The organism is Conservatibacter flavescens, from assembly GCF_002795425.1.
Lineage (GTDB): Bacteria > Pseudomonadota > Gammaproteobacteria > Enterobacterales > Pasteurellaceae > Conservatibacter > Conservatibacter flavescens.
This window is the reverse complement of sequence record NZ_PHHA01000003.1, coordinates 171,241-196,721: the sequence shown is the minus strand read 5'-3', so window position 1 is coordinate 196,721 and position 25,481 is coordinate 171,241. Positions and strand designations below refer to the sequence as shown.

22 protein-coding genes are annotated in these 25,481 nt (G+C 40.1%); 8 read left to right on the top strand and 14 right to left on the bottom strand.

The genetic code is table 11. The annotated features are described in order from the left end of the window. Positions 1-16 precede the first annotated feature (16 nt). The 6 genes from mscL to CVP05_RS02850 all read left to right on the top strand — a co-directional run bounded on the left by mscL (position 17) and on the right by CVP05_RS02850 (position 5,651). Positions 17-418 carry a large-conductance mechanosensitive channel protein MscL gene (gene mscL / locus CVP05_RS02875; RefSeq protein WP_100288065.1) on the top strand — a complete coding sequence of 134 codons (402 nt, stop codon included), beginning with the start codon at positions 17-19 and terminating at the stop codon, positions 416-418. A gap of 363 nt (positions 419-781) precedes the next feature. Continuing rightward, positions 782-1,714 (top strand): substrate-binding domain-containing protein, encoded by a 933-nt coding sequence (locus CVP05_RS02870; RefSeq protein WP_100288064.1) that lies wholly within the window; start codon positions 782-784, stop codon positions 1,712-1,714. A 189-nt stretch (positions 1,715-1,903) separates the two neighbouring features. Next, entirely contained in the window at positions 1,904-2,737 is an 834-nt protein-coding gene (locus CVP05_RS02865; RefSeq protein WP_100288063.1) for a TIM barrel protein, read from the top strand. Positions 2,738-2,768: 31 nt separating this feature from the next. Then, a complete protein-coding gene (gene iolG / locus CVP05_RS02860) occupies positions 2,769-3,785 on the top strand; it encodes a bifunctional inositol 2-dehydrogenase/D-chiro-inositol 1-dehydrogenase (RefSeq protein ID WP_100288062.1) in 1,017 nt (338 codons plus the stop codon). A 73-nt stretch (positions 3,786-3,858) separates the two neighbouring features. Further along, the gene (locus CVP05_RS02855) at positions 3,859-4,692 is read left to right on the top strand and encodes a helix-turn-helix domain-containing protein (protein ID WP_100288061.1); all 834 of its coding nucleotides are present in this window, start codon (positions 3,859-3,861) and stop codon (positions 4,690-4,692) included. Positions 4,693-4,751: 59 nt separating this feature from the next. After that, positions 4,752-5,651, top strand: coding sequence for a sugar phosphate isomerase/epimerase family protein (locus CVP05_RS02850; RefSeq protein ID WP_100288060.1), 900 nt, complete (start codon positions 4,752-4,754; stop codon positions 5,649-5,651). Between the two features lie 74 nt (positions 5,652-5,725). Here CVP05_RS02850 and CVP05_RS02845 read toward each other — a convergent pair whose 3' ends face one another. The 8 genes from CVP05_RS02845 to CVP05_RS02810 form a co-directional block, all read right to left on the bottom strand. After that, positions 5,726-6,886, bottom strand: coding sequence for a Gfo/Idh/MocA family protein (locus tag CVP05_RS02845; RefSeq protein WP_100288059.1), 1,161 nt, complete (start codon positions 6,884-6,886; stop codon positions 5,726-5,728). 24 nt (positions 6,887-6,910) lie between these two features. Then, entirely contained in the window at positions 6,911-7,834 is a 924-nt protein-coding gene (locus CVP05_RS02840; protein ID WP_100288058.1) for a TIM barrel protein, read from the bottom strand. A gap of 277 nt (positions 7,835-8,111) precedes the next feature. Beyond that, positions 8,112-9,065, bottom strand: a complete 954-nt coding sequence (locus CVP05_RS02835) for an ABC transporter permease (RefSeq protein ID WP_100288057.1) — start codon at positions 9,063-9,065, stop codon at positions 8,112-8,114. Between the two features lie 53 nt (positions 9,066-9,118). Continuing rightward, entirely contained in the window at positions 9,119-10,621 is a 1,503-nt protein-coding gene (locus CVP05_RS02830; RefSeq protein ID WP_100288056.1) for a sugar ABC transporter ATP-binding protein, read from the bottom strand. A gap of 39 nt (positions 10,622-10,660) precedes the next feature. Continuing rightward, positions 10,661-11,593 carry a sugar ABC transporter substrate-binding protein gene (locus CVP05_RS02825; protein ID WP_100288055.1) on the bottom strand — a complete coding sequence of 311 codons (933 nt, stop codon included), beginning with the start codon at positions 11,591-11,593 and terminating at the stop codon, positions 10,661-10,663. A gap of 79 nt (positions 11,594-11,672) precedes the next feature. Next, complete coding sequence (locus tag CVP05_RS02820) at positions 11,673-12,608, bottom strand: substrate-binding domain-containing protein (RefSeq protein ID WP_100288054.1); 936 nt, start codon at positions 12,606-12,608, stop codon at positions 11,673-11,675. 277 nt (positions 12,609-12,885) lie between these two features. Beyond that, positions 12,886-14,022 (bottom strand): Gfo/Idh/MocA family protein, encoded by a 1,137-nt coding sequence (locus tag CVP05_RS02815; protein WP_100288053.1) that lies wholly within the window; start codon positions 14,020-14,022, stop codon positions 12,886-12,888. Positions 14,023-14,080: 58 nt separating this feature from the next. Continuing rightward, positions 14,081-15,589 (bottom strand): CoA-acylating methylmalonate-semialdehyde dehydrogenase, encoded by a 1,509-nt coding sequence (locus CVP05_RS02810; RefSeq protein ID WP_100288052.1) that lies wholly within the window; start codon positions 15,587-15,589, stop codon positions 14,081-14,083. A gap of 225 nt (positions 15,590-15,814) precedes the next feature. Here CVP05_RS02810 and iolB point away from each other — a divergent pair, with 225 nt between their 5' ends. Both iolB and CVP05_RS02800 read left to right on the top strand, forming a co-directional pair. Then, entirely contained in the window at positions 15,815-16,648 is an 834-nt protein-coding gene (gene iolB, locus CVP05_RS02805) for a 5-deoxy-glucuronate isomerase (RefSeq protein WP_100288051.1), read from the top strand. A gap of 140 nt (positions 16,649-16,788) precedes the next feature. After that, entirely contained in the window at positions 16,789-17,652 is an 864-nt protein-coding gene (locus tag CVP05_RS02800) for a MurR/RpiR family transcriptional regulator (protein ID WP_100288050.1), read from the top strand. Between the two features lie 158 nt (positions 17,653-17,810). On the opposite strand, the gene CVP05_RS02795 is transcribed toward CVP05_RS02800, so the two are convergent. The 6 genes from CVP05_RS02795 to CVP05_RS02770 all read right to left on the bottom strand — a co-directional run bounded on the left by CVP05_RS02795 (position 17,811) and on the right by CVP05_RS02770 (position 25,481). Then, the gene (locus CVP05_RS02795) at positions 17,811-19,604 is read right to left on the bottom strand and encodes an alpha/beta hydrolase (RefSeq protein WP_100288049.1); all 1,794 of its coding nucleotides are present in this window, start codon (positions 19,602-19,604) and stop codon (positions 17,811-17,813) included. Then, entirely contained in the window at positions 19,605-20,945 is a 1,341-nt protein-coding gene (locus CVP05_RS02790; protein WP_100288048.1) for a carboxylesterase family protein, read from the bottom strand. A 10-nt stretch (positions 20,946-20,955) separates the two neighbouring features. Beyond that, positions 20,956-21,690, bottom strand: a complete 735-nt coding sequence (locus tag CVP05_RS02785) for an MIP/aquaporin family protein (RefSeq protein ID WP_100288047.1) — start codon at positions 21,688-21,690, stop codon at positions 20,956-20,958. Positions 21,691-21,746: 56 nt separating this feature from the next. After that, entirely contained in the window at positions 21,747-22,433 is a 687-nt protein-coding gene (locus CVP05_RS02780; protein ID WP_100288046.1) for a cyclase family protein, read from the bottom strand. An 86-nt stretch (positions 22,434-22,519) separates the two neighbouring features. Beyond that, entirely contained in the window at positions 22,520-23,872 is a 1,353-nt protein-coding gene (locus CVP05_RS02775) for a GntT/GntP/DsdX family permease (RefSeq protein WP_100288045.1), read from the bottom strand. Positions 23,873-24,014: 142 nt separating this feature from the next. Continuing rightward, positions 24,015-25,481 carry a GntT/GntP/DsdX family permease gene (locus tag CVP05_RS02770; RefSeq protein ID WP_100288044.1) on the bottom strand — a complete coding sequence of 489 codons (1,467 nt, stop codon included), beginning with the start codon at positions 25,479-25,481 and terminating at the stop codon, positions 24,015-24,017.

The window sequence follows — 25,481 nt, the reverse complement described above, 5'->3', positions numbered from 1 at the left end:
TTTACGAGGAGAAAATATGAGCTTTATGAAAGAATTCCGCGAATTTGCTATGCGCGGTAACGTTGTAGATATGGCAGTCGGTGTCATCATCGGTGGTGCATTTGGTAAAATCGTGAGTTCCTTAGTAGCCGATGTGGTTATGCCTGTCTTAGGTCTATTCACTGGTGGAGTCGATTTCAAAGATTTAAAAATCGTACTTGCTGAAGCAGTGGGCGAAACCCCAGCAGTGACTTTGAACTACGGTATGTTTATTCAAAACGTATTTGATTTCATTATTATTGCATTTGCTATCTTCATGATGATTAAAGGGTTAAACAAATTAAAACGTGAACAACCTGCTGAAGAAGAAGCGCCTGAAGAGCCAACTGCAGAAGAAAAATTATTAACAGAAATTCGTGACTTGTTGAAAAATAAATAAGTTATCCGCATAAATCAATCTGTACCTGACATTGAATTCAATGGACTGGATCAGGTACAGATTTTTATTTTGCCGCAAAAGTGCGGTGGTTTTTCCTCGTTTTTTCAACATCAATTAAAATAGCGCCGTTTTCTATCACTTTCCCTCCTAGCCTCAAAATAAATGTATCTCCAGACAAAATGTTTTTAATTCTGTGAGCTATTACGGAATAATCCTTTCAATTTAGCCATAAATAAAAAATTTTGTCTAAATTGTGCAAGTATTTCTTTTTCTGTTTCCTTATAGTAGGCCATGCTAATAAATTAACTTTTTATTAACATCACCCTAATAACTGTCATCAGTGATTTCAGCAAGGAGAATAATATGAAAAAGTTCACACATATTGCCATATTAGCCAGTTGTTTATATTCCGCGACCTTATTTGCTAAAGACATTGTTGTTGGCGCCCCCATGCCTGTTTTTGCCGATAAATGGTTAACCTATCTTTATGATGCCATTAAAGATTATGATGAAAAACACGACGATATCACATTTAAACTGACCGATGCCAACAACGATCCGGCCAAAATGCTCAATGATGTAGAAACGTTTATTGATCAAAAAGTCGATGTATTATTAGTTGTGCCTACCGATCCCAAAATTGTTAAAGTTATTGGCATTAAAGCACAAAAAGCCGGTATTCCATTAATCGTTGCAAATCGTGCGCCAGCAGAACAAGATTTAAAATACATTACGAGTTTTGTCGGTTCACAAGACAGCACTGCAGGCCAAATGCAAGCAGAATTTATCGTAGAACAGCTACAAGGCAAACCCGCTAATGCCGCGATTTTACTCGGTGAGCTAGGCCATAATTCTCAAATTAGACGTACCGAAGGAAATTTATCCGTATTCAAAGATCATAACAATATCAATATAGTGACCCAGCAATCAGCTAACTACGATCGCGCCCGCGGATTAGATGTCGCAACCAATATTTTGTCAGCTTATAAAAATATTAATGTTGTTGTAAGCAATAATGATGAAATGGCCATTGGCACAATTTTAGCAGCTGAGAAATTAGGGCTAAAAGATGAAGATTTATTAATTGTCGGAGTAGATGCCACACCTGATGCATTGAAATATCTAGGCAAAGGCTTAGATGCGACGGTTTATCAATCTGCCATAGGACAAGGTCATACGGCGGCTGAAGTTGCACATAAAGTCGCTAAAGGCGAGACCGTTGATAAAATCACTTGGGTTCCTTTTGAATTAGTCACACCGGATAAAAAAGCAGAGTATGAGGCAAAATACCAATAAGTGACTTATCCTTCGCTTAAAAGGACATGTTATAGAAATCATGATTTGTGAGATTTGTGAGTAATATCAATCAAACCCCAAAAATTAGGACATAAATAGGATTTTTTGTCCTAATTTCACAAGATCAAATCTGTCAGTTTCTCTAATATCCCTTTATCTGTTACACATGTTTTCAACTAAGGAGCCCCCATGAATATAGAACGTAGCCGTTTTTGTATAAACCGCAAAATAGCACCAAGTTTAACGATTGAAGAATTTTTCCAAGTCGTACAAAAGTGCGGTTTAAATAAAGTAGAAATTCGTAATGATATGCCAAGTGGCAAAATTCTTGATGATTTAACACCAACGCAATTCAATGCACTGGCCAAACAATATCATATAGAAGTGGTGACAATTAACGCGCTTTACCCATTCAATCTCCCATCAAAACGGGAACAAGTCACCAAAATGGCCATTGAAATGCTGGAAACTGCGAAAGCAGTAGGTGCGAAAGCGGTAATTATGTGTCCATACAATGAACCTGACTCCCGTTCAACAGCACAACGTATCGGGGATACCGCAGATTCTATTCAATATTTCACCGCACTTTTTGCACAATACGGGATTGAAGGTCTAGTTGAACCTCTTGGTTTTCCAATCAGCTCATTACGCTCCTTTACCTTTGCTGGCGAATTAATTAAAGCGATGGCCTCACCATTTAAACTAACATTAGATACTTTTCATCACCATTTGGCAGAATTACCTATCCAAAATTATGCCAACACCGTTGATATTAATCAGGTAGGTTTAGTGCATTTATCGGGTGTGGAAGCGACACGTCCAGTCGAGACGTTGCTTGATGACGACCGCATTATGTTAAGCCCACACGATGTGATGAAAACAAAAGAGCAAGTGGCAGAAATAGAGAAATTGGGCTATCAAGGCATTTACGCTTTTGAACCATTCGCATCAAGCCTTGCCGATTGGACAGCCTCAGATATTGAAAAAGCAATCAATGAAAGTATTGATTATATTTGCAACTAATTGAATTTAGGGAATAAATAAGGAGTTTGCTATGACATTAAGAATTGGTGTAATTGGTACAGGCGCCATCGGTCAAGAACATATTGAGCGATTAAGTCACAAATTAATTGGCGCCCAAGTGGTTGCGGTCAATGATATTCACGAAGAAACCGCAAAGGCCGCCGTTGCCCGTCTAGGCATTCAGGCCAAATTCTATGCGGATCCGCACGCCTTAATCAAGTCAGATGATGTCGATGCCTTAGTTGTCACCTCTTGGGGGCCCACTCATGAAGAATTTGTATTAGCATCAATCGCAGCCGGTAAGCCCGTATTTTGTGAAAAGCCCTTAGCTGTAACAGCACAAGGATGTAAAAATATCGTGGACGCGGAAATCAAACATGGCAAACGTTTAGTGCAAGTAGGATTTATGCGCCCATTTGACTTGACCTATCGCCAATTAAAAGCCACATTAGATAATGGTGAAATCGGCCAGCCTTTATTATTAAACTGTAAACACTTTAATCCCGAAGTGGGCGAAAGCTACACCACTCCAATGGCCATTGTCGATACCTTAATTCACGAACTTGATGTCCTACGCTGGCTATTAGATGATGATTATGTTTCAGCCCGCGTTATTTACCCAAGAAAAACAAGTAAGGCCTCCAATCATTTAGCAGACCCACAAGTTGTTATCTTAGAAACGGCAAAAGGTATCGTGATTAATACACAAATCTTTGTAAACTGCCAATATGGTTACGATATTCAATGTGAAGTTGTTGGGGAACAAGGCATTGCCTATCTTCCGGAACCGAATCAAGTCACTATTCGTAAAAACGCTCATGTACAGCGTGGTATTTTAATGGATTGGAAAAAACGTTTCATTGAAGCTTATGATGTTGAATTACAAGCATTCATTAATAATGCCACATCAGGCAACTTTACAAGTGGCGCTTCTGCGTGGGATGGCTACGCGGCAGCAGTCGCAGCCGATGCGTGCGTAAAAGCCCAACAAACAGGGAATATCGAACCCATCGTGATGCCTGCAATGCCTATATTCTATAATAAATAGAATAAATATTTCATTTTAGCCATAATTGATTATAATGAAATCTCCATCGGTATTTCATAATAGGATCTGAATTATGGCTAATATAAATACTTTTTTGTACCAAGATCATTTTAAAGATGAGCAAACTCTTTTAAGTTTTAACTATACAGATCCCGAATATAACGAGAATGAACATGCACATGAGTTTGCGGAATTAGTCATTGTGGATAAAGGGTGTGGCGTACAAATATTTAATGGCGAACCCTATTTTATCCAAGAAGGCGATGTATTTTTAGTTAAGGAATTAGATCGGCATTTTTACAACGAATTAGGGACATTAAAATTAATGAACCTACATATTAATTCCAAATATCAATTTCAATATTTAAAACATATTGAACCTATTTTGGCTCAATTACATATTACAGATGGAAATTTTATTTGGCTCATGCCACAAGAAAAGGATTATTGCATGAAACTTATCCGTCAACTCCCTGAAATCTATGCAAAAAATGATTCTATGCTGTTATTCCAAGTAGAATCTTTATTTATGCAACTAATCGGGGTACTGCTGACGAATAAAAATATTCTCAAAAATAATCATACTCAATATAAAATCCGGAATTTACTTATTTATCTACAACAAAACTATATGGAACAAATTAACTGGCATGATTTATCCGAACGCTTTTTTATTAAAAATAAAACCTTAACCAGAAAGATAAAAGAGCTAACACAAATGTCACCAGTTAATTATTTAAACCGCCTGAGATTATTAGCTGCAAGGGAGAAAATATACCATACTGATTTATCTATTACCGATATAGCAACATTATGTGGATTCAATAATAGCGACTATTTTACCAAATGCTATAAGAAAAATTTTGGAATATCACCTTCACAGGCCAGGAAAAACCATACTGGGTAATGTCTCCTATTCTTATAGCATAAATGATTCATTTTGATAGAAAACAAAAGAGGTGTTTTATGAAAATTGCATTTGATGTTGATGTTCTTGCTAAACAAATGAATATTAGTGATATGGTTTATAAAGTGGCGGACTGGGGATATAAATATATTGAGCAATCACCCCATCCACAAATTAACCCATTTTATAAACATCCCTTATTTTCTCGCGAATGTGAAAAGGAATACCGCACCGCACTACAACGTACAGGGCTGGAAATTTCCTCTTTTATCACCGTCTATCGCTGGTCAGGTCCAACGGAAATACAGCGCCAACATGCTGTTGAAAACTGGAAACGTATGATTGAAATCGCAGACAGTATGGATGTCCGCGTAATCAATACCGAATTATCCGGTGATCCACATCAACCCGAGATTTGTAACGGTATGCTATTCCGTTCTCTCGATGAATTATTACCTTTATTTGAAAAATATGGCATTCGTTGTGAAATTCAATCACACCCTTTTGATTTTTGTGAGCTACATAATGAAACCGTTGATATTGTTAGATCATACCGCAGTGATCACCTGAAATATGTTTACTCCTGCCCACATGGTTTCTTCTATGATCAAGGCAAAGGCGATGTCCGAGCTATGTTGGAATATGCGGGCGATACCATGTCTCATATCTTATTTGCCGATACATTTAATCAAACCCTAGATTGTCGCTATATCGTTAATCCGCCTGGTATTGATAAATCTGGTGGCTGTACCGTACACCAACATCTTCCGATGGGCTATGGAGATGTAGATTTTGACGGCATTTTTGAGACGCTCAGAAAAACCAATTTTGCTAACCGCACTTATCCGGTTGGGGGAGAGTCTATTGCTTGTGTATCCATGTTCGGCTTCCCTGAAAAAATGGATGTAGAAGCCCCGAAAGCAAGAGAACGGATTGAAAAGGAATTATTGAACCAATAAACGTTATTTAGAGAAAACAATATATCCCCCATAGATTCTCTATGGGGGATTATTTTGGCTACATTTCATAAAAATTAATAATCAACCCAAACGCCACCAAGATTGGCAGACTCCACACATTTTTCCACCCAACGCACACCGGCAACACCGGCATGAATATCGGGATACCAAAAATCAATATCTTTTCCCTGTTCTTTGGCAACGATGGCTTTTGCAAAACGACGGTATAAATTAGACCAAGCTTCAAATAATCCTTCGGGATGACCCGCGCCGATACGATCTTCAATTAATGCAGAAGGATGCAAATAGCCCATTCCCCGTTCAAGAATTTGGACGGGTTCGCCTTGCACTTCAAAACGCAACTGATTAGGCTGTTCATCCCACCATTCCAAACTGGCTTTTTCACCGATAACACGAATTTTCTGCCCATGCATAGAACCACAGTTAACACAAGAAGACCATAATGTCCCTACTGCGCCTGTATCATATTCCATTAATGTCATCGCGTTATCCTCAAGGGGAGCTCTGCTTTTGACGAAACTTTGCCGAGTACAAAGTAGCCTTTTTATTTTCAACTTAGGCAGCATTATTTCAGAAAGATAAAGCGGGTGAGTACCCACATCCCCCAACACATAGCTCGGACCTGCGAATTTAGGATCAACTCGCCACTTAGTGCTGGCAGCTTGAGATTCCAACGCTACATTATGAAATCCGTGTGCAAATTGCATATTGACAATACGAATATCACCTAACGCATTATCGGCGATTAACTGACGGGCTTCTTCTATCGCTTGATGACCGGAATAACCATAAGTAATGCCAACCATACGATTTTGTTTTTGGGCAAGAGCTTCTAATTCTTGAGCTTCTGCATAAGTAAAACACAGTGGTTTTTCACAAATGACATGCAATCCGGCATTCAGTGCCGCTTTACAAATTTCAAAATGGGTATTATTCGGCGTTGCAATGGATACCGCTTCGATACCGTCTTTTCTACGAGATTCTTGCAAAAACATTGTGTTGTAATCGGGGTAACAACGTTCTTCATCTACATGCAGATTCTTACCAAACTCTCGTCCACGTTCAGGATCAATATCAAATGCACCGGCAACCAACTCAAAACAAAAATCACGCAATGCTGCCGAACGGTGGATATAACCGATTTGACTTCCCTTTCCGCCACCGACCATCGCCCAGCGAATTGGACGTTCCACGCTTTTTTCACCATAAATCATTATTTAATCTCCTTAAAAGTGCGGTCAAAATCCCAGCTGTTTTAAATTATCCCGACTAACTTTGACATCATTCAAACTGGAATTCGAATTACGCGGATCGCGTTCCTGTTCAACAGTAATATATCCTTGATAATTCAATTCATTTTGTAAGACATCACGCACGGCAGCATAATCAATACAACCCTCGCCGATACGGCACATTACCCCATCGGCACAAGCCTCAAAGAAACGGATTCTTTTATTCATCACCTTATGATAGGTCGCTAAATGAATATCTTTAAAATGAATGTAATCCACTTGCGCTGCGTACTTGCGTAAATAGGTGACAGGATCCATTTTAGAATAATAGAGATGTCCGGTATCTAAACATAATCCAGCCAATTCATAGGGAATATCTTGCACAACTTGTTCAATTTCATCAGCAAACTCTATATAACCGCCTGCATGTGGATGAATGACCGCACGCACATGATAACTTTGCGCAATTGCCGCCAGTTGTTTAATATTTTCCATCATTTGTTGCCATAGCGGTGCGGAAAGTCTCGGTGCTTTATCGGGATGACCGGCGGTATAATCACGTTCATCATGCCCCCAGTCGATAATGACGAGATAAGGTGTCGGGAATTTTTGTCCCGCCTCTTGTGCAACCTGAGGTAATTGCGTAATCAGTTGGCAGATATGATGTACTTGTTGAATGAGTTTAGGCTGATTTTCCAGCGAAATCAGATCATCAAAAACCGTTCCGGCAACAATATAAAGATCATTTTTTCGCAATTCCGCAGAAACTTGCTGAATATCAATCGGCAAATAACCATAAGGCCCCAACTCAATCCCCTTATAACCGGCTCGGGCGGCTTCATTCAATACCTGTGTCCATTCCGGCAAATAAGGATTGCTTGGATCATCAACACCCCAACAGCAGGGTGCGGTAGAAATTTTAATACTCATATGCTTCTCCTTGATTTCAATTGAATCTGTGAAAACATGGTATCCAAAATATTTTTGATATTGTGGCGGTGTACACCCGTTGAAATCACTGCTGTTGATTCCGTATTACACAGGTATAACAGCCGTGGCAATCTGTTTTGTTCAAAGATCGATGTTTTACTTTCTGTTAGAAAATACTGTAGCATAGGCATATCAATGAAAAAATATACAAAAATGACCGCACTTTCTATGGTTTATTGAAAGGTGCAGTCATATTTCTATCGTAGACTAGTTGAAATTAGGATTTTTTACGGCGTTTTAAGGTATCCAACAATACTGCCACAATAATAATGCTGCCTTTAATGATTTGTTGCCAGTAAGGATCAACCCCTAACATATTCAAGCCTTTATTCGTTGTACCGATAATCAACGCTCCGATAACACACATTGGAATTGTGCCAAGTCCACCACTTAAAGAGACACCGCCAATAACCGCTGCTGCAATCGCATCTAATTCCCAAGAAAGCCCATAAGATGGATTACCTGCATAAGTACGAGAGGCAAGTAATGCGCCAGCTAAACCAGATAATGCCCCACCTAATACATAAACCCAAATTAAGGTTTTCGTCGTATTGATACCACAAATTTTTGCCGCATTCAGGTTTCCTCCTACCGCATAAACATGACGTCCAAACGTAGAACGGCTCAATAAAATATGGCTACCAATCACAATAATAATATAAAGTAACACCAAACCAGGTAGGCCAAAGAAGTTAACATCGGCAATCCAAGTAAACGCTTCAGAAGACGCGTCAATTGGGCGACCATCCGAATACAGCTGTGCTGCGCCACGCGCAATAATCATCATACCCAATGTGGCAATAAATGGCGGAATAGAACCAATTGCCGTTAAGCCACCATTTACCGCACCTAACGCTGCGCCGATCACGATAGACGCACCAAATGCAACAAGTGCTGCACTTACCGAATCCCCACCTGTTACAATTGAGGCTGACACCACAGCAGTTAACGCAACAACAGAACCCGATGATAAATCAATCCCTGTGGTAATAATAATGAAAGTCACCCCAATCGCAATAATACCAAACATCGAAACCTGTTCGATAATGCTCCATACTGTACGCGCTGAGAAAAAACCATCAATCGAGGCGGACAAGCTTAAAAATAGCAGGATCAGTATTAACACCATGCCATAGCTATTTATCATTTTTTTTAAGGTAAGATTCGACATAATAAGTACCTCATATAAATAGAGAAAAATAAAAGTTTGTTGTGATTAATAAACTAACCTGAAGCTAATTCAAGTACGCGTTCTTGTGTTAATTCAGTACGTGGAATAATGCCCACCTGTTTTCCTTCATGCATGACCATGACTCGGTCACTCATTGATAAAAGCTCTAGCATATCCGAAGTAATCATAATGATTGTTTTCCCCTGTTTTGCTAATTCCACCATCAATTTGTACAACTCAGCCTTTGCCCCAACATCAATTCCTTTCGTGGGCTCATCTAAGATGAGAATATCCGGTTCAAGCAATAACCAGCGCGCTAACAGTACTTTTTGTTGATTACCTCCCGACAAATTATTTGTAATTACCTCCACATTCGGCGCTTTAATTTTTAATTTATCTTTTTGCTCATAGGCTGTACGCTGCGCTTTCTGTACAGATAACAAAAAGTTTTCCAAATAGGGCGACATTTTCGGCATAATCATATTGTCAGTAATACTGAGGTTGAGAAAAAGCCCAGTTAATTTACGATCTTCTGTCACAAAACCAATTTTGTGCTTCATCGCATCAACCGGGCTCTTTATATCAACCTTTTGACCATGAATATAAATCTCACCCTTATCTGCTGGCTTATAACCAAATAAGCCCTCCACAATTTCAGAGCGCCCAGCGCCAACAAGCCCAGCAATGCCAAAAATTTCGCCTTTACGCACAGCAAAATTCACATCGTCATAATGGCCTTGTCGACAAAAGTTTTTAATTTCCAATACAATTTCATCAGAAGGTGTCAGTTCTTCCCGCTGGAACATTTCTGACATATCGCGCCCCACCATCATAGAAATAAGCTGTTCTTTCGTAACATTAGCGATAGGCAAGGTATCAATATACTGTCCATCTCGAATCACTGTAATTTCATCTGATACACGAAATACTTCATCTAACTTATGCGAAATAAAGATAATGGCGATACCACGACTTTTTACCGTATCAATAATTTTATACAATTGCTCAACTTCATTTTCGGTCAGTGCCGTTGTTGGTTCATCCATAATAATGACTTTGGCATCATTAGAAACCGCTGTCGCAATGGCCACTAATTGTGCTTTAGCCACAGAAACATCAGACATTTTCACCGTAACGTCCATCGGAACGCCTAAATCTTGTAAAATTTCAGCCGCTCTTTTGTCCATTTCCTTTTGATTGAGAAAAAATTTATTTTGGGTAATTTCTCTCCCTAAATAAAAATTATCTGCAATAGTCAGATTCGCTGCAGGTGAGATTTCCTGTGGTACCATCGTTAACCCACTACGGATTGCATCGATCGGACGATGAGGCTTGAAAGGCTTATCATCTAAAATCAATTCGCCGCCTGCATCAGGGGTATAAATGCCATATAAAATCTTCATTAAAGTCGATTTTCCGGCTCCGTTTTCACCCATTAATGCATGGACTGAACCTCGTTTCACTTTTAAATTAATGCCATCTAATGCTTTTACCCCAGGAAAGGTTTTTGACACATTACGCATTTCTAAGATATAAGGGGAATGACTTAAACTCATTTGGTACTCCTATTCTTTTAGAAAACCGATTGCAATCTATTATTCTTTATATTTATTCAAGTATTGTGCTTTTTTATCTGGCGTCACTAATTCAAAAGGAATCCAATTGTACAAGGGGACTTTTTCTCCTTTCGCTGCTTGATATGCCATTTCTACACTAATTCGTCCTTGCCCATTAGCTGATTGATAAACCGTCGCATCTAAACCTTTTCCTAAATATTCCAATGCATCGGGTGTCGCGTCGATCCCAATGATTAACAATTCATTATCCTTTACACCCATTTTGCGTGCGGCCAGTAACGCGCCAATGGCCATTTCATCATTATTCGCGAGAATGACATTAATATCTTTATGTACTGAAAAGAGATTTTCCGTCACTTCCATTCCCTTAGCACGATCCCACTTTGCTTCCTGCTCCGCGACGATTTGTATTTCCGGATATTGCGACAGAATCTTTTTATTGCCTTCTGTGCGTTTAATCTGTGCCTCTAAACCCAGGGGACCAAGTAAAATAATGGCTTTAGCTGGCTGCCCATTTAATGCTTGAGCAATAAATTCTCCTTGAATCTCACCGCTCTTTATTTCTTCTGAACCGACATAACTGGTTAAATATTTCATGTCTTCTTCATTCGGACGAACGGCCACAACAATAAGTGGAATACCTGCTTTTTGTGCTTTTACGCCAATTGCTTTAATAATTTTTGGATCGGTTGGCATTGCAATTAACGCATCGACTTGAGTATCAATAAAATTTTCTACATCATTTAACATTTTCGCGGGGTCGCCATTTGCATCTGCAAAGCGCAATTTCACTTGAGAATTTTCTCGCGTAAAGTTTTGCATGGCATCTTGCAAATAGGTTGGATACTTATCTGCTAAGCTATACATTGTTACGCCGATCGTGACTTGCTTAGACAACGCGACAGGGGCAAATAAACAAGTTAGTATCAAAATCAATATTCTTTTTAACATCCTAAGACACCTTATATTATTAATGTGTTTTACAAAGGGCGAACCAACTCATAACCGGTACGCCCTCACCTATGATGTTTTATTTTTTATATTTTGCTTGATATTCTTCTTTATTCGCTGGTGTGACTAACTCAAAAGGAACCCAGCTAACATGAGGCACTCTTTCCCCTTTTGCTGCTTTATAAGCATGCTCAGCTCCCGTTGTGCCTTGCCCATAAGCCGATTGAAATATGGTTGCATCCAAGCCCTTACCTAAGTATTCAAGTGCATCTGGTGTCGCATCAAGACCAACAATTAATAGATCTTCATCTTTATAACCAAGCTTACGGCTTGCTAAAATTGCACCGATAGCCATTTCATCGTTATTACTCACAATCACATTCAATTTCTTATTAGCGGCTAATAAATTCTCAGTAATTTGAAGACCTCTGTCACGCTCCCATTTACCTTCTTGTTCTGCTAATACCTTGATATTATCGTGTTTTGCAAATACCTCTTTGTTGCCTTGAGTTCGTTTAGTGGTCGCATCTAAACCTAACACGCCCATTAAGATACTGGCTTCTGCTGGTTCGCCGTTTAATTGATTAACAATAAAGTCAGCTTGCATACGTCCACCTTCTAATTCATCAGAGCCGACAAAGCTAGTAACCAATTCCATGTCTTCATCATTCGGCTTACGATTCACAATCACAAGCGGAATACCTGCTTTTTTAGCTTTACGTCCGATGACTTTAACAATATTCGGATCAGTCGGAACAACAAGCAATGCATCTACATTCTGATCAATAAATGTTTCGACATCATTCAATAAACGCGCCGGATCGCTATTTGCATCAGATAATTTAATTTCAACATCATCATGTTGAGCATCAAAATCACGAATCGCATCTTGTAAATAGGTTTGCCACTTATCGGCAAAAGTTAACATCGGTGCACCAATAACAACATTCTTCGCCACCGCTTGAGAAGAAAATAATACGCCAGCGCATAAAAGGCCTAATAAGGTTTTTTTCATACATTACTCCTTTTGGATTGATGAGGACATTTTGAACTACCACGATATCTCCGACACCTGTCGAGAATATAAATTCCAAAATAATAAAAAATGAAATAATTATTTGATTGGTATATGTACCATTAACGTTCTATCACTTGCAATCATGAAGTTACAAATTTGTGAAATAGATCTCATCTTTTTTATCATTAAAACCCTTAAAAAAATAAAAAAGCGATTTCATATCAAATCGCTTATCAAAAAAATTTTTCAAAAATAGGGTGAAATGAATCAAAAATTAAGCAACCTCATCCACCTCCACCCAACGTTTTTGCTCACACGAAAGTGCGATTGCATCTAAAATACGTGATACCTTAAATCCTTCTTCAAAATCCGGATACATGGCTTTTCCACTTGCTATACCATTCACCAAATCACGAATTTCTACGGTTTTCTGATCGTTAAAACCAATACCATGCCCTGCACTAACACAGAAATTTTTATAATCCGGATGAAGAGGGCCAGTTAATAACGTTTTAAACCCCTGCCTTGCAGGATCATCATCATGTAAATAAAGCTTCAGCTCAGCCATTCGTTCTTGAGTATAGGTCAGCGTACCTTTTGTTCCAGTAATCACATAACTAAGCCCCATTTTGCGCCCACAAGCGATACGAGAAGTTTCTATTGTCCCCATACAACCATTCTCAAAACGCACAAGTGCGGTCGCTTGATCTTCATTTTCTACCGCTAATAACTCTGTGAGATTTTGCGGATTTGGTCGCTGCTTAATCACTGTTTCTTTGTCGCCAATCACTTGTTTAATGTCACTGCCTAACAAATATTGCGACATTTGCACAATATGCGCAGCAAGATCGCCTAGTGCGCCCAATCCAGCTTTTTCTTTAATACAATGCCAATCTAGCGGTGTATTTGGGTTTGCTAAATAATCTTCATTATGTGTGCCATAAAAATGCACAACTTCACCAATTTCACCATTAGCAATAATTTCACGGGCTAATTGTGTCGTTGGATTTTTGATGTAATTAAACCCAACTAGCGTTAACACACCGGCCTGTTGTGCAGCCTCATACATTTCCTTAGCATCACGGGCCGTCAAAGCTAGAGGTTTTTCTGAATAGACATGCTTGCCTTTTGCTATCGCAGCCAATGCTATGTCTTTATGTAAAAAATTGGGCGTGCAAATATCTATAACATCTACATTAGGATCATTCACAACATCTTGCCAATGAGCTGTTGAGCGATTAAAACCAAACTCTTTCGCTTTTTGTGCGGCTAATTCCGGCGTAATCTCCGCGAGATACTCTAACTCTAACTTTGCTTCCAATGGAAATACAGTCGGAGCTTGGGCATACGCAATCGCATGGCAACGCCCAATATACCCCGTACCAATCAAACCAATACGCACTTTTTTCATAGCAACTCCTTGAATAAAAAGAGAAAAAGGAAGACCTAAATCTTCCTTTTTATTAAAATTAAAGCGTTGGCATACTAAATGCCGCATTCTCAATATGATATTGATCCGGCCAACGTGTTGTGATGGTTTTCATTTTTGTGTAAAAACGCACACTATCAGGACCATAAGCATTAAGCTGGGTATAGGCAGAATGTTTCCAACCACCAAAACAGTGATAAGCGATAGGCACCGGAACTGGGACATTAATCCCTACCATTCCGGCTTGGATATGATAAGAAAACTCACGTGCAGCCCCACCATCATTAGTAAAGATTGCCGTACCGTTGCCATAAGGGTGCTCATTAATTAATTTTATCGCTTCCTCAAAACTCTTCGCTCTCACAATACAAAGTACAGGACCAAAAATTTCCTCTTTGTAAATACGCATTGAACGGGTGACATTATCAAATAATGTACCACCAATAAAATAGCCTTTTTCGTGGCCACTCGGCTTTTTACCGCGACCGTCTACTAGCAAGGTCGCGCCTTCTTCCACACCGCTATCAATGTAACCGGTTACACGATCTAAATGCTGTTGCGTAATCAATGGCCCAAAATCATTTTCTTTTTCGCCCTCTTTCGGTATACCTGGCCCATAACGCAATGCATTCACTTTTGGAACAAGCGTTTCAATTAATTTATCCGCAGTGGCATCATCAATGGTCACCGCAACTGATAGCGCCATACAACGCTCTCCAGCAGCCCCATAAGCAGCGCCCAATAAAGCATTTGCTGTCGATTCAATATCAGCATCAGGCATGATTAAAGCATGATTTTTAGCCGCGCCTAATGCCTGTACGCGTTTGCCATGTTCTGCGCACACACGATATACACTCGCGGCCACCGGTGTGGAACCGACAAAACTCACTGCTTGCACTCTAGGATCACGTATAATAACCTCATTATCTTCGCGTTCACCCTGCACCACATTAAATACACCATCTGGCAAACCCGCTTCTTTTAATAACTCAGCTAAGTAAATAGATAAAGACGGATCCGTTTTTGACGGTTTTAAGATAAAAGTATTACCACAAGCTAATGCGACAGGGAACATCCACATCGGCACCATTGCGGGAAAGTTAAATGGTGTAATCCCAACGGCCACTCCCAAAGGTTGCATGGTAGAATGAACATCAATCCCGCGCCCAACTTGTTCAGAAAATTCACCTTTAAGTAAATGCGGAATACCACAAGCAAATTCCACAACTTCCAAACCACGCTGTAATTCTCCAATAGAATCAGAATAGGTTTTACCATGCTCTTCTGTAATAATACGCGCCAGCTTATCAAAATCTCTTTCTAATAATTCTTTAAATTTAAATAGCACTCGCGCGCGACGTAAAGGCGGTGTTGCAGACCAGCTAGCAAAAGCGCGATGTGCCACATCTACTGCTTCTTTAGCTTCTTCTGCGGTGCTCATCACAACCTGACGAATTTGCTCACCGGTTGCGGGATTATAGATTGGAGACACAGTCGTCCCTTTACTCGCTACTTGTTTACCATTAATAAAGTTTAATACTGTTTCCATTCTTTACTCCTTTTTAAATAAGTGCGGTTAAAATTGAACAAGTATTGTTGATAGTATATGTATCAGCTTACCAAAATGAAATAATTATTTCAATTAAACAAAAATCAAAATTAAAATTTTAATTCACTTTGTGATCTAGCTAACAAATTTAAAAAAATTTGATAGTGAAATTTATCTAACTCGGTATGATTTGAAATAATTAAACCAAATATTGTGGAGACCATCATGAGCAAATTACTTTCTAAATCCCAAAAAGCCCATCCAAAAGCAAATGGTGAAGTACAAAACGTTACTCCCCAAAGTGCGGGTTGGGAATATGTTGGATTTGAAATGTACCATCTACAACCAAAACAAACGCTTTCCTTTCAAACAGACACAACAGAAGCATGTTTTGTCCTCGTAGCAGGAAAAGCCACTATCCAAACCGAAGCACACACTTTTGAAAATATAGGCAACCGTCAAACTCCTTTTGAGCGTATTCCGCCTTATTCAGTTTATGTACCTCATCATCAACAAGTACATATTCAGGCGGAAACTTATCTAGAACTTGCCGTCTGCCGAGCACCAAGTAATGGTCATTTACCTGTACGTTTAATTCGTCCTGAAGATGTTGGTGTTGAAAAACGCGGTTACGGCAATAACAAACGTCTTGTTCATAATATTTTGCCTGAAACCGAATTAGCTGACAGTCTATTAGTTGTAGAAGTCTTCACAGATGAAGGGAATACCAGTTCTTTCCCAAGCCACAAACATGATGACAAAAACAGTGAAACTGAAACCTATTTAGAAGAAACGTATTATCATCGTTTTGAACCGGCTCAAGGCTTCGCACTACAACGCGTGTATACTGACGATCGTAGTCTTGATGAATGTATGGCCGTTTATGATGGTGATGTTGTTCAAGTACCTCGCGGCTACCACCCAGTATCAACTATTGCGGGTTATAATAATTACTACCTCAATGTCATGGCTGGGCCGGTAAGAAAATGGCGTTTTACCTGGGAAAAAGATCATCAATGGATTAATAGCGAAGAATATGCAAATAAATTTAAAGAATAACCGCTAACAATCTTTGCTGAGAGAATAATCTTTGTTTATTTTTAATGCGACATAAATTATAGTATAGCCATAACATTACTTTTCAATCATTGAAGAATGGCTACGGCTCATTCTGCTATGTTTTATTTAGAGATAAACTTATGCAAGACTCCTCTCAACTCATTAATTTACAAAATGAAATTCGGCAACAATACGATTCTCTCAGCAAACGTTTAAAGCAGGTTGCGCGCTATATATTAGATAACCATAATAGCATTGTCTTTGATACCGTTGCCGTGATCGCTGAAAAAGCGGATGTTCCTCCTTCTACTCTCATTCGCTTTGCCAACAACTTCGGGTTTAGCGGCTTTAATGAAATGAAACAAATATTTCGCGAAAATTTAATGGAGGAAACCGCAAATTATACCGAAAGATTACAGATTTTACGCCAATTAGAACCCAAACAAGATGTGCAAGAATCTGCCAGCGATATTTTAAATGTCTTTGCTCATGCAAATAGTCAAGCGTTACACCAACTTGCTAACCAAACTTCTTTGGCTCAACTTGAGGCCGCTGTCGATATTTTACATACCGCCAATAATATTTTTATTATTGGCCTCAAACGTTCTTTTAGTATCGCATGCTATCTAGACTATGCTTTACATCATCTAGATACCCGTTCTTTTATCATCAATGGATTAGGGGGCATGTTTGATGAGCAGCTTAGCCAAGTAAAAGAAGGCGATGCTATTGTGGCGATTAGTTTTTCGCCTTATGCGAAAGAAACAATAGAAATTATGAACACGACGGCGCAAAAAGGCATTAAACAAATTGCGATAACAGATAGCCAAATCAGCCCATTATTAACCTTTAGTGATGCCTCATTTGTTATTAAGGAAGCACAAATTCATGGTTTCCGCTCTCAATCCGCAACCATGACCCTTGTACAAACCTTAGCCATTGCTTTGGCCATCAAAAAAGAAGCAGACCAAGAAGCACAAAAGAAACATGCTTCTTCTGCTTAATACTGAACATAAACAAAGTGCGGTTAAAAAACCGCACACAGATTATTGGCAAACCTAACAGGATAGGGGACGTATGTCATACGCCCCCAAAAAATATAACACCTTGCAACAGTTTAAGTGCGGTCAAAAAACCGCACATTTTGTTAATTTATATATCATCACGCCAAGAACCGACCAATCACTTGCCCTCCGACTAAAATCCATGTCATCAACAACGAGGTAAAAAACACCCCAAAGTAGATGTAACCCGTTTTTAGATAACACCAGTGATTGATGAAAATAAACACGACAAATTGCGGAATAATGACCGCTAACATCATCATCCAACGTCCACCGAATTGCGGTAAGCCAATAAGGTCAAAACCCGGCCCGATTTGCAGAAAATTCGGCACAAAATGGAACAGCCAGAGGATTGCTAACCCGCCGACGGCAAAGATAGCAGATTTCAATGTCCAGCTTAATAACGTGCCGGTGAATGAATTGCCGATGGCTTGTTTCATTTGTACGGACAGAATTAAGCCGTTAAAGATTAAGAAAAAGGCGAAAATCGGCAGCCAATACGGTATAAATAAAGCGAAACGTTCCGTCGTCAATGGCTTTAAGAGTGGCCATAAGAAACGTAGTTCCACACCCCAAAGTTGATGTACCGCAAAAGCAATGAGATAGAGCCAAACCACGAGAATTAAACTCAGAACAAGGCTTCTGATGATAACTCCAGCAGTAGATAGCTTCGATGATTTACTCAATACACCAAACTCTGCCAACGAAAGTGCGGTCGATTTTTGCCATAATTTAAAGAAAATCAAACTGACTATACCACTTACCACCAACCAAGTGATAATCCCATTCCCCATTTCTAACGGCATAAACGACAATACGGAAGCGATAGGTTCGTTTGCACCGCCCCACTGGGTGAATACTGGGTAAAGAATAAGGGTGACAAGAATGTTGATAAGGGTAAACAGCCGCCATTGACGGGGAGAAAGTGCGGTCTGTTTTGTCACAGTTTTAGTCGCCACTGCAAAGTAATTGGTTTTTAATAAACCGTTGGCTAAAAATAAAGCAGAGATTAAGGCAAAACCTAATGCAAACAAACCGGAAAACTCTTTATACCAATAGGTTTGTTTATGCGGTTCAAGCCAATCTGCATCTTTTTCACCATTTTGTAGCGTTTGATTAAACCATAAAATTGCTTCTGTATTGCTTTGATCATCAATCATCACGCCTAAATGTGTGCCGTCTACTAATGCCGCACGACGTGCCGAACCGTCAGTCATATCGCCGTAAGTATGATCCCATTTCAACGTTTCATTTGCCGGCAAGGAAAAGGCTTTAAGACGCGCCTCGTTATTCACCAAATCTTTCACGGGGAAGATACGCTCCCGATAGCCGCCGATTTCCTCATATAAGCCTTGAGTGAGCAAATAGTTATTCAGTGTTTCATCACCGCCATTGCTACTTAACCCATTGATTGCCTTATGATCCGGATTTAATTTTGCGACCCGAATAGCATTTAATGCCCCCGTAGAATGACCGAAAATACCTAAGCGGTTTTTGTCCACAAAGGGCAATGTTTTCAAGTATTGATACCCATTATTGGCACCACTCATATTTTTATTGGAGGCCGGTAATTTCGTGGAATAACCGTGTCCGAAATGGTCAATGGCTAACACCACAAATCCTCGTTTGGCAAGTTCTAATGCCCCAAAGGTATTGGTCGCTTCTTTGTCACTTTGATAACCGTGTAATGCCAATAATGCCGGTTTTGGCGTTTCAGCAGTAGCGGAAATCGGACGATACAACTTCGCCACCATGGGTTGTCCCTCTTCGGTCATAAAGCTCACCGTGCTGACCTCAATACGTCCGAAATCACGATCAATACGGGAACCGAAATAGGCAAAAATAAGACTCAAGCACAAAAAAAGTGCGGTCCAAAAATAGCTTTTTTTCATTTATTTACTCTCTGTTAATTGTTGCTGTAACAGCCATGTCATCACTTCGGGACTGTTAAAGACACTGTCCCATGTGTTATGAGCATTATTATTAATAATGCCGTTATCCCCAGCCTGCTCGAAGCTGAATTCCGTATAGCGGACATTCGGCGCATTTAATGCTTTTAACAACGCCACATTAATACGTGAACCTGACACCGGAGAAATTTTGTCTTCCTTGCTGTGGAAAAACCACATCGGTATCTGTTTAATCGGCTCAAGCATGGCTTTCGTCGCGTTACCATCAATCCATTCTACCGTGCCGGCTTCTCGCCCGCTCATCAGCAATGCTCCGGCAAAAAAGTGCGGTCGTTTTAATAACAGATTTAATGCTCCCTCTGAGCCACGAGAAAGCCCAACTAAATAAATCCGATTTTGATCAATATTAGGATAGGCCTTTAGCGTGTCATCAATCATTTTCAGCACCAGGTTTTGACGATTTTCCGTTTGCCAGTGGATGCCTTTTGTATCAAAAGGATCGAACACTTGGGTATATTGCGGAGCCAACACAAAGCCCTTTTCATATTGCAAGGTAGAAATCGCCCCCTTGCTGGAAAGCATGTGCGCGAGGTTATCTTTCCCGACTTGCCCAGAGCCATGTAGGAAAATCGTCAGTGGATAAGGTTGGGTTTGCTTATCTTGCGGAACGTATAAGCGGTAATGTAGTTGGTTATCGGGCTGATTTAGGCTGACCGTATGAGCCGAAAAATCATCCAAATAAGGGGTTTTTACCTGATTTTTAACCGCACTTTGTTCAATCTGCGTTTTATCTAAGGTTTTGCCATTACGCAATTTGAGCAAACCGGTTTGCTGAATGTGATAAACCAAACGGTCATCATAATAGTGCGGTACGCTATTTGCTTGTACTTTCTCAACCTCAACAAAATTTCCGGCATTATCTTTTGCCTTAAACTTCTTCGGCTGCTCGTTTTCTTTTTGAATCGCATACAAATCAGCATTATTATCACGAGGATTAAGCTCAATAATGACAAATTTTCCCGCTTTTGCCTGAGCACTCATGGCGGGTTGATTGTTGGTATAAGCCCGCATAATACGACGAGGCGCTTTATCCTTTTGATCCAAACTGGTTTTTACTGCATAAAGGTCAGTTAAATCACTGCCGGATAAAATTTCTCCTTCATATTCCAATGCCACGCCACTGATTTTTTGTCCTTTGGGCGTAATTTCCGCCAACAAGGTGGCCTTAATCAGGCTAGGCGGTTGAGGAGAGTCCTCGCCATTGGCAAAGAGAGGACATGCAAATAGGCAAAGCGAGGAAGCAAACAGAATTTTTTTAAACATAGAATATACCTCAAACACCGGAAATAAGCTGACTAAATAAGCTACGATATAGCAGCGCAGCTAATATTGAACCGATGATAGGACCAACAATCGGCACCCAAGCATAATCCCAATTAGAAGAACCTTTATTTTTCAAAGGAATCAATGCATGCACTAATCTCGGCATAAAATCACGGGCGGGATTAATAGCATAGCCTGTCAAACCACCAAAGGACATCACACCGCCCGCTACGCCGGCAAATACAAAAAACATGGCTACACCGTTTGCCGGTGATTGATGACCAAGACTTAACAAAATAAACATTAAAGAAAAGGTTGCGACAATTTCTGACAGCAAATTACGCCAATTATTACGATTTGAAGCGATAGTCGCGAAGCTACCTAACTGACTATTTGGATTGTCTTCTTCATCTAAATGATCTTTAAATAATTGCCAAACAATCAGCGCACCGATAAATGCCCCTAAAAACTGGGCAACAATATAACCAAATACCAAATGGCCAGGAAAATTACCCCCTAACCAGAATCCAATCGTCACGGCAGGATTAACGTGCGCCCCTGTTGCAGGCCCGAAAATTACGGCGATGGACACCATGGAGAGCCCCCAACCGCAAGCAGCCAATAAGCCACCACTGCCATACATTCCTGATTTTTTCAAAGAAATATTGGCACAGACACTTAAGCCCAACACCATAAAAAACGCAGTGCCAACTAATTCGCCCAAATAAAGTGAAAATTCGCTCATCGCAAGCCTCTCCTTAAAAAATAAAGGTTAGCAACTTACATTGCTAACCCTATTTATTACTCAACCTCTGCAATGCAGGTCACTTGGCTGGAATCCAAACCAGCAATCCGCCACGGCGCATTAAAGAACTGCTTGATTTTCGCCCCTTTCGGCAACTCGCTTAAATGCATATCTTCAATTACTGTCGTGAATCGCCCTGTGTGATAACCTAAAATATATTGATGGCAATTTTTAGGATTCTCCGCATCCGGTACACGTTTAGAAGGCGAACCTAATGCTAAGAAATCAATGCCAACCCCTTTTAAATTTGGGAAGTTATCCGACAAATAAGTCCCTGCACTGGTTGCAATATAAGGACCTTCGTTTTGATATAACGACGGGTTTTCTGTACGATATTTCTCAAACCCCGTGCGGAAAAACGCAAAAGAAACTTGAGACAAAATATCCGCATAAGGCTCTAAATCTTCTTTGGTAATACCTTCTGCTTCCCCTTTTGGAATTTCTAATAACGCCACTTTCTGATGACAGAAATATTCCATACCTAATTCATTAATGCTCAAGCCGTCTTTCACAAAATGACGTGGTGCATCCATATGCGTACCGCAATGATTCGGCAATTCAGTAATAAAACTACTAAACGGACAATCTTCTGTGACATCAGTACAACGAGTCACTTTAGCAACCGGTTCGCCCGGCCATGCCACATCTTTCGGATCTATAGGGTGAGATAAAAAAGTAAACATAATGTTCCTCCTTGCTTTGCTGAAATTAATGATCAACCATACTTTCATAAGGGAAAGTATTGCTTTCCCTTAATATTGATTTCAGTCTAAATAACACTCCAAATTAATGCGGTCACTAAGAAACCTATCGTGCCATAGATAGTGGTGAGCGGTGTCCAAGTCCTTAATCCTTCTGATACTGAAATATTAAAGAATTTTGTCCACACCCAGAATAATGAATCATTGACATGAGAAAGGGTCATTGAACCCGCACCAATTGCCACCGTTAATAATGCAACCTGAACACCGGTATATTGTTCAACTGCAATGGCTGGCATAATGATGGTTGCGGTGGTAATTGTCGCAACGGTTGCAGAACCCTGCGCAGCTCTTAATAAGGCAGATAAAATAAAAGCTAATGCTAACAAAGGTAATCCCGTGCTAGACAACACATCTGCAAGGGCTTTCCCAACACCACTCGCATCTAACACTTTTCCAAACATACCGCCAGCACCTGTAATGAGGATAATCCCTGCGATTGGTGCAAGAGCGGAATTCAGAACCTCTTCTACTTTATCTGCTTTCCAACCGCGACGAATCCCCAGTACATAAGAAGATAAGAAAACAGAGAACATTAACGCAAACGGAGAGCTTCCTACCATACTAAAAATCTCACGAATTCCGTTATCTTTCGGCAGTACTGTGGCTGTCACTGTCCCTAACATAATTAGGATTAATGGCGTAACAATCATTGCCAATACTGTACCAAACTTTGGTAAACCATCTGTTTGATGGGATAGCTGTTTTTGATGTTGAATCAAATCCGTTGAGGTGGATACTTTCACATGGTTATTTTTGGTAAAAAATGGAATAAACATCTGACCAATTAAATGTGCGGGTAACGCGGCTAAGAAGCCAAATGCCAGAACTAAACCAATATCCGCTTGTAAGGTTTGCGCCCCTGCCACAATACCTGGATGAGGCGGTAGAAAAACATGTACGGCTAACATTGCTAAACCAATTGGTAAGGTATACACCAACATGTTGCCGCCCAAACGTCGCGCGACACTAAAAATGATCGGAATCAATACAATAAACCCAACATCTACGAATACAGGGATCCCAAAAATAAAGCCAGTAATCCCTAAAGCAAAAGGTGCGCGTTTTTCACCGAATTTCTCCAGTAGCCAACTGGCAAGCACATCAGCACCATTAGATTTTTCAATGATTTTGCCTAGCATCGCCCCAAGACCAACGATTAAAGCAACACCACCTAATGTGCCTCCCATACCGGAAATCAAAGTCGGGATAACTTTACTCATTGGAATGCCAGCGCTTAACGCAACCGCAATACTCACTAAACCTAATGCGAGAAATGGGTGAACTTTCCCTTTAATCATAATAAACAGTAATGCAAATACACTTGCAATACCAATCAATATCAACATTTCATTTGACATAAAAGACCTCTTTAAACATAAAACCCATTTTCTCTAATAGAAAAAATGCATAACATTTAAGAAGTGCGGTTAAATCTAGTGAATTTTTAAACGGCTGGCAAAAATTCTGTTTTTTTAACCGCACTTTTCCTAAATAACTGTGCTATTGCAACTTTTTATTTTGCCCATTGACATACAACATAATTGCCGCCAATACGCCCAATGGGAAAATCAGATCCAATAAAGAGCCATCATTTCCCCAAACCAAATTCGCTAAAATCACTAAACTTCCGCCAATTGCCCAAGCAATCGTGGTAGGAATCGACCAAACGATCATTTGTTTTTTCACATCATTAATGCCCATCATCCGGTTAACAACCCAGAATAAGCTATCATTGAAGTAACCGAAGAATAATGAACCCATTGTGGCCGCTTGTGCCGCAAGTAACATATTCACGCCCGGAATTTGAGCCAAAATCGGCGCTGAAATTGAAGCCGCCGTAATCATGGCAACCGTACCCGAACCTTGAATAAAACGAACAAGGGTGGATACAATAAATGGAATTAAAATCGGTGAAATCGGTAAATTTGCCACTTGTTCAGCCAGTTGTGCGCCTGCACCACTTTCACGTAATACCGCACCCAATGCACCACCAGCACCGGTAACAAGCAAGATAATCCCTGCGCTTTTTACCCCTTCTTCTAGATGAAGTGCGGTCGTATTTTTATCAACTTTTGGCAATAAGGTATACACGGCGACTAATACACTGATGGCAAGGGCAATCATCGGGTGACCCACAAAAGCAAAGAATTGATAAATACCGCTTTCTGCCTGTGGTGTGCCTTTCCACATTAAATCCAAAATCGCTTTAATAAAAATAAGTACAATCGGCAATACAATTGGCGTGAGTGACAAAGTTAAGCTCGGTAAATCTTTTTTCTCACGGCTTTCAATATAGTCATCGTATTTTTGTTTTAATTCTTCCTGAGTGAATACTTCTTGATTAAAGGTCGGGTATTTTTTATCTAACCATTTGGCATATAACACAATGCCCACAACCGGTAACACAGCCAGTGCCATACCGACAAGTAACATCGCCCCTAAATCCACATCAAACAATCCTGCAACGCCAAGCGGGCCCGGTGTCGGCGGTACAGTATGGTGTGTGACTACCAAGCCACCGGCAAGCGCAACTCCTAACGTTAATAGCGAACGTTTTCCGTTTTTGGCTAAGGCTTTTGCGACCGGATATAAAATCACAAAGGCAGAATCCACAAAAATCGGAATACTGACGATATAACCGGTAATCGCCAATGCCCACTCTTCTTTTTTCTTGCCTAAAAATTTGATAAAGCTATAGGCCATTTTTTCCGCAGCGCCGGATACCTCCAGCACGCTACCCATCATAACCCCTAAGCCAATGACGATACCGATACCACCTAATGTACCGCCAAAGCCTTTGGTAATAGCGCCCAATGTGTCGTTAACACTCATTCCACCCACTAAACCCGCTATCGCAGAAGCGATTAACATCGCGATAAAGGCATGAACACGCGTTCTTAATACTAAAAACACTAAAACGAAAACAGCGATTAATAACCCTATAATTGGGATTGGTAATCCAAACAT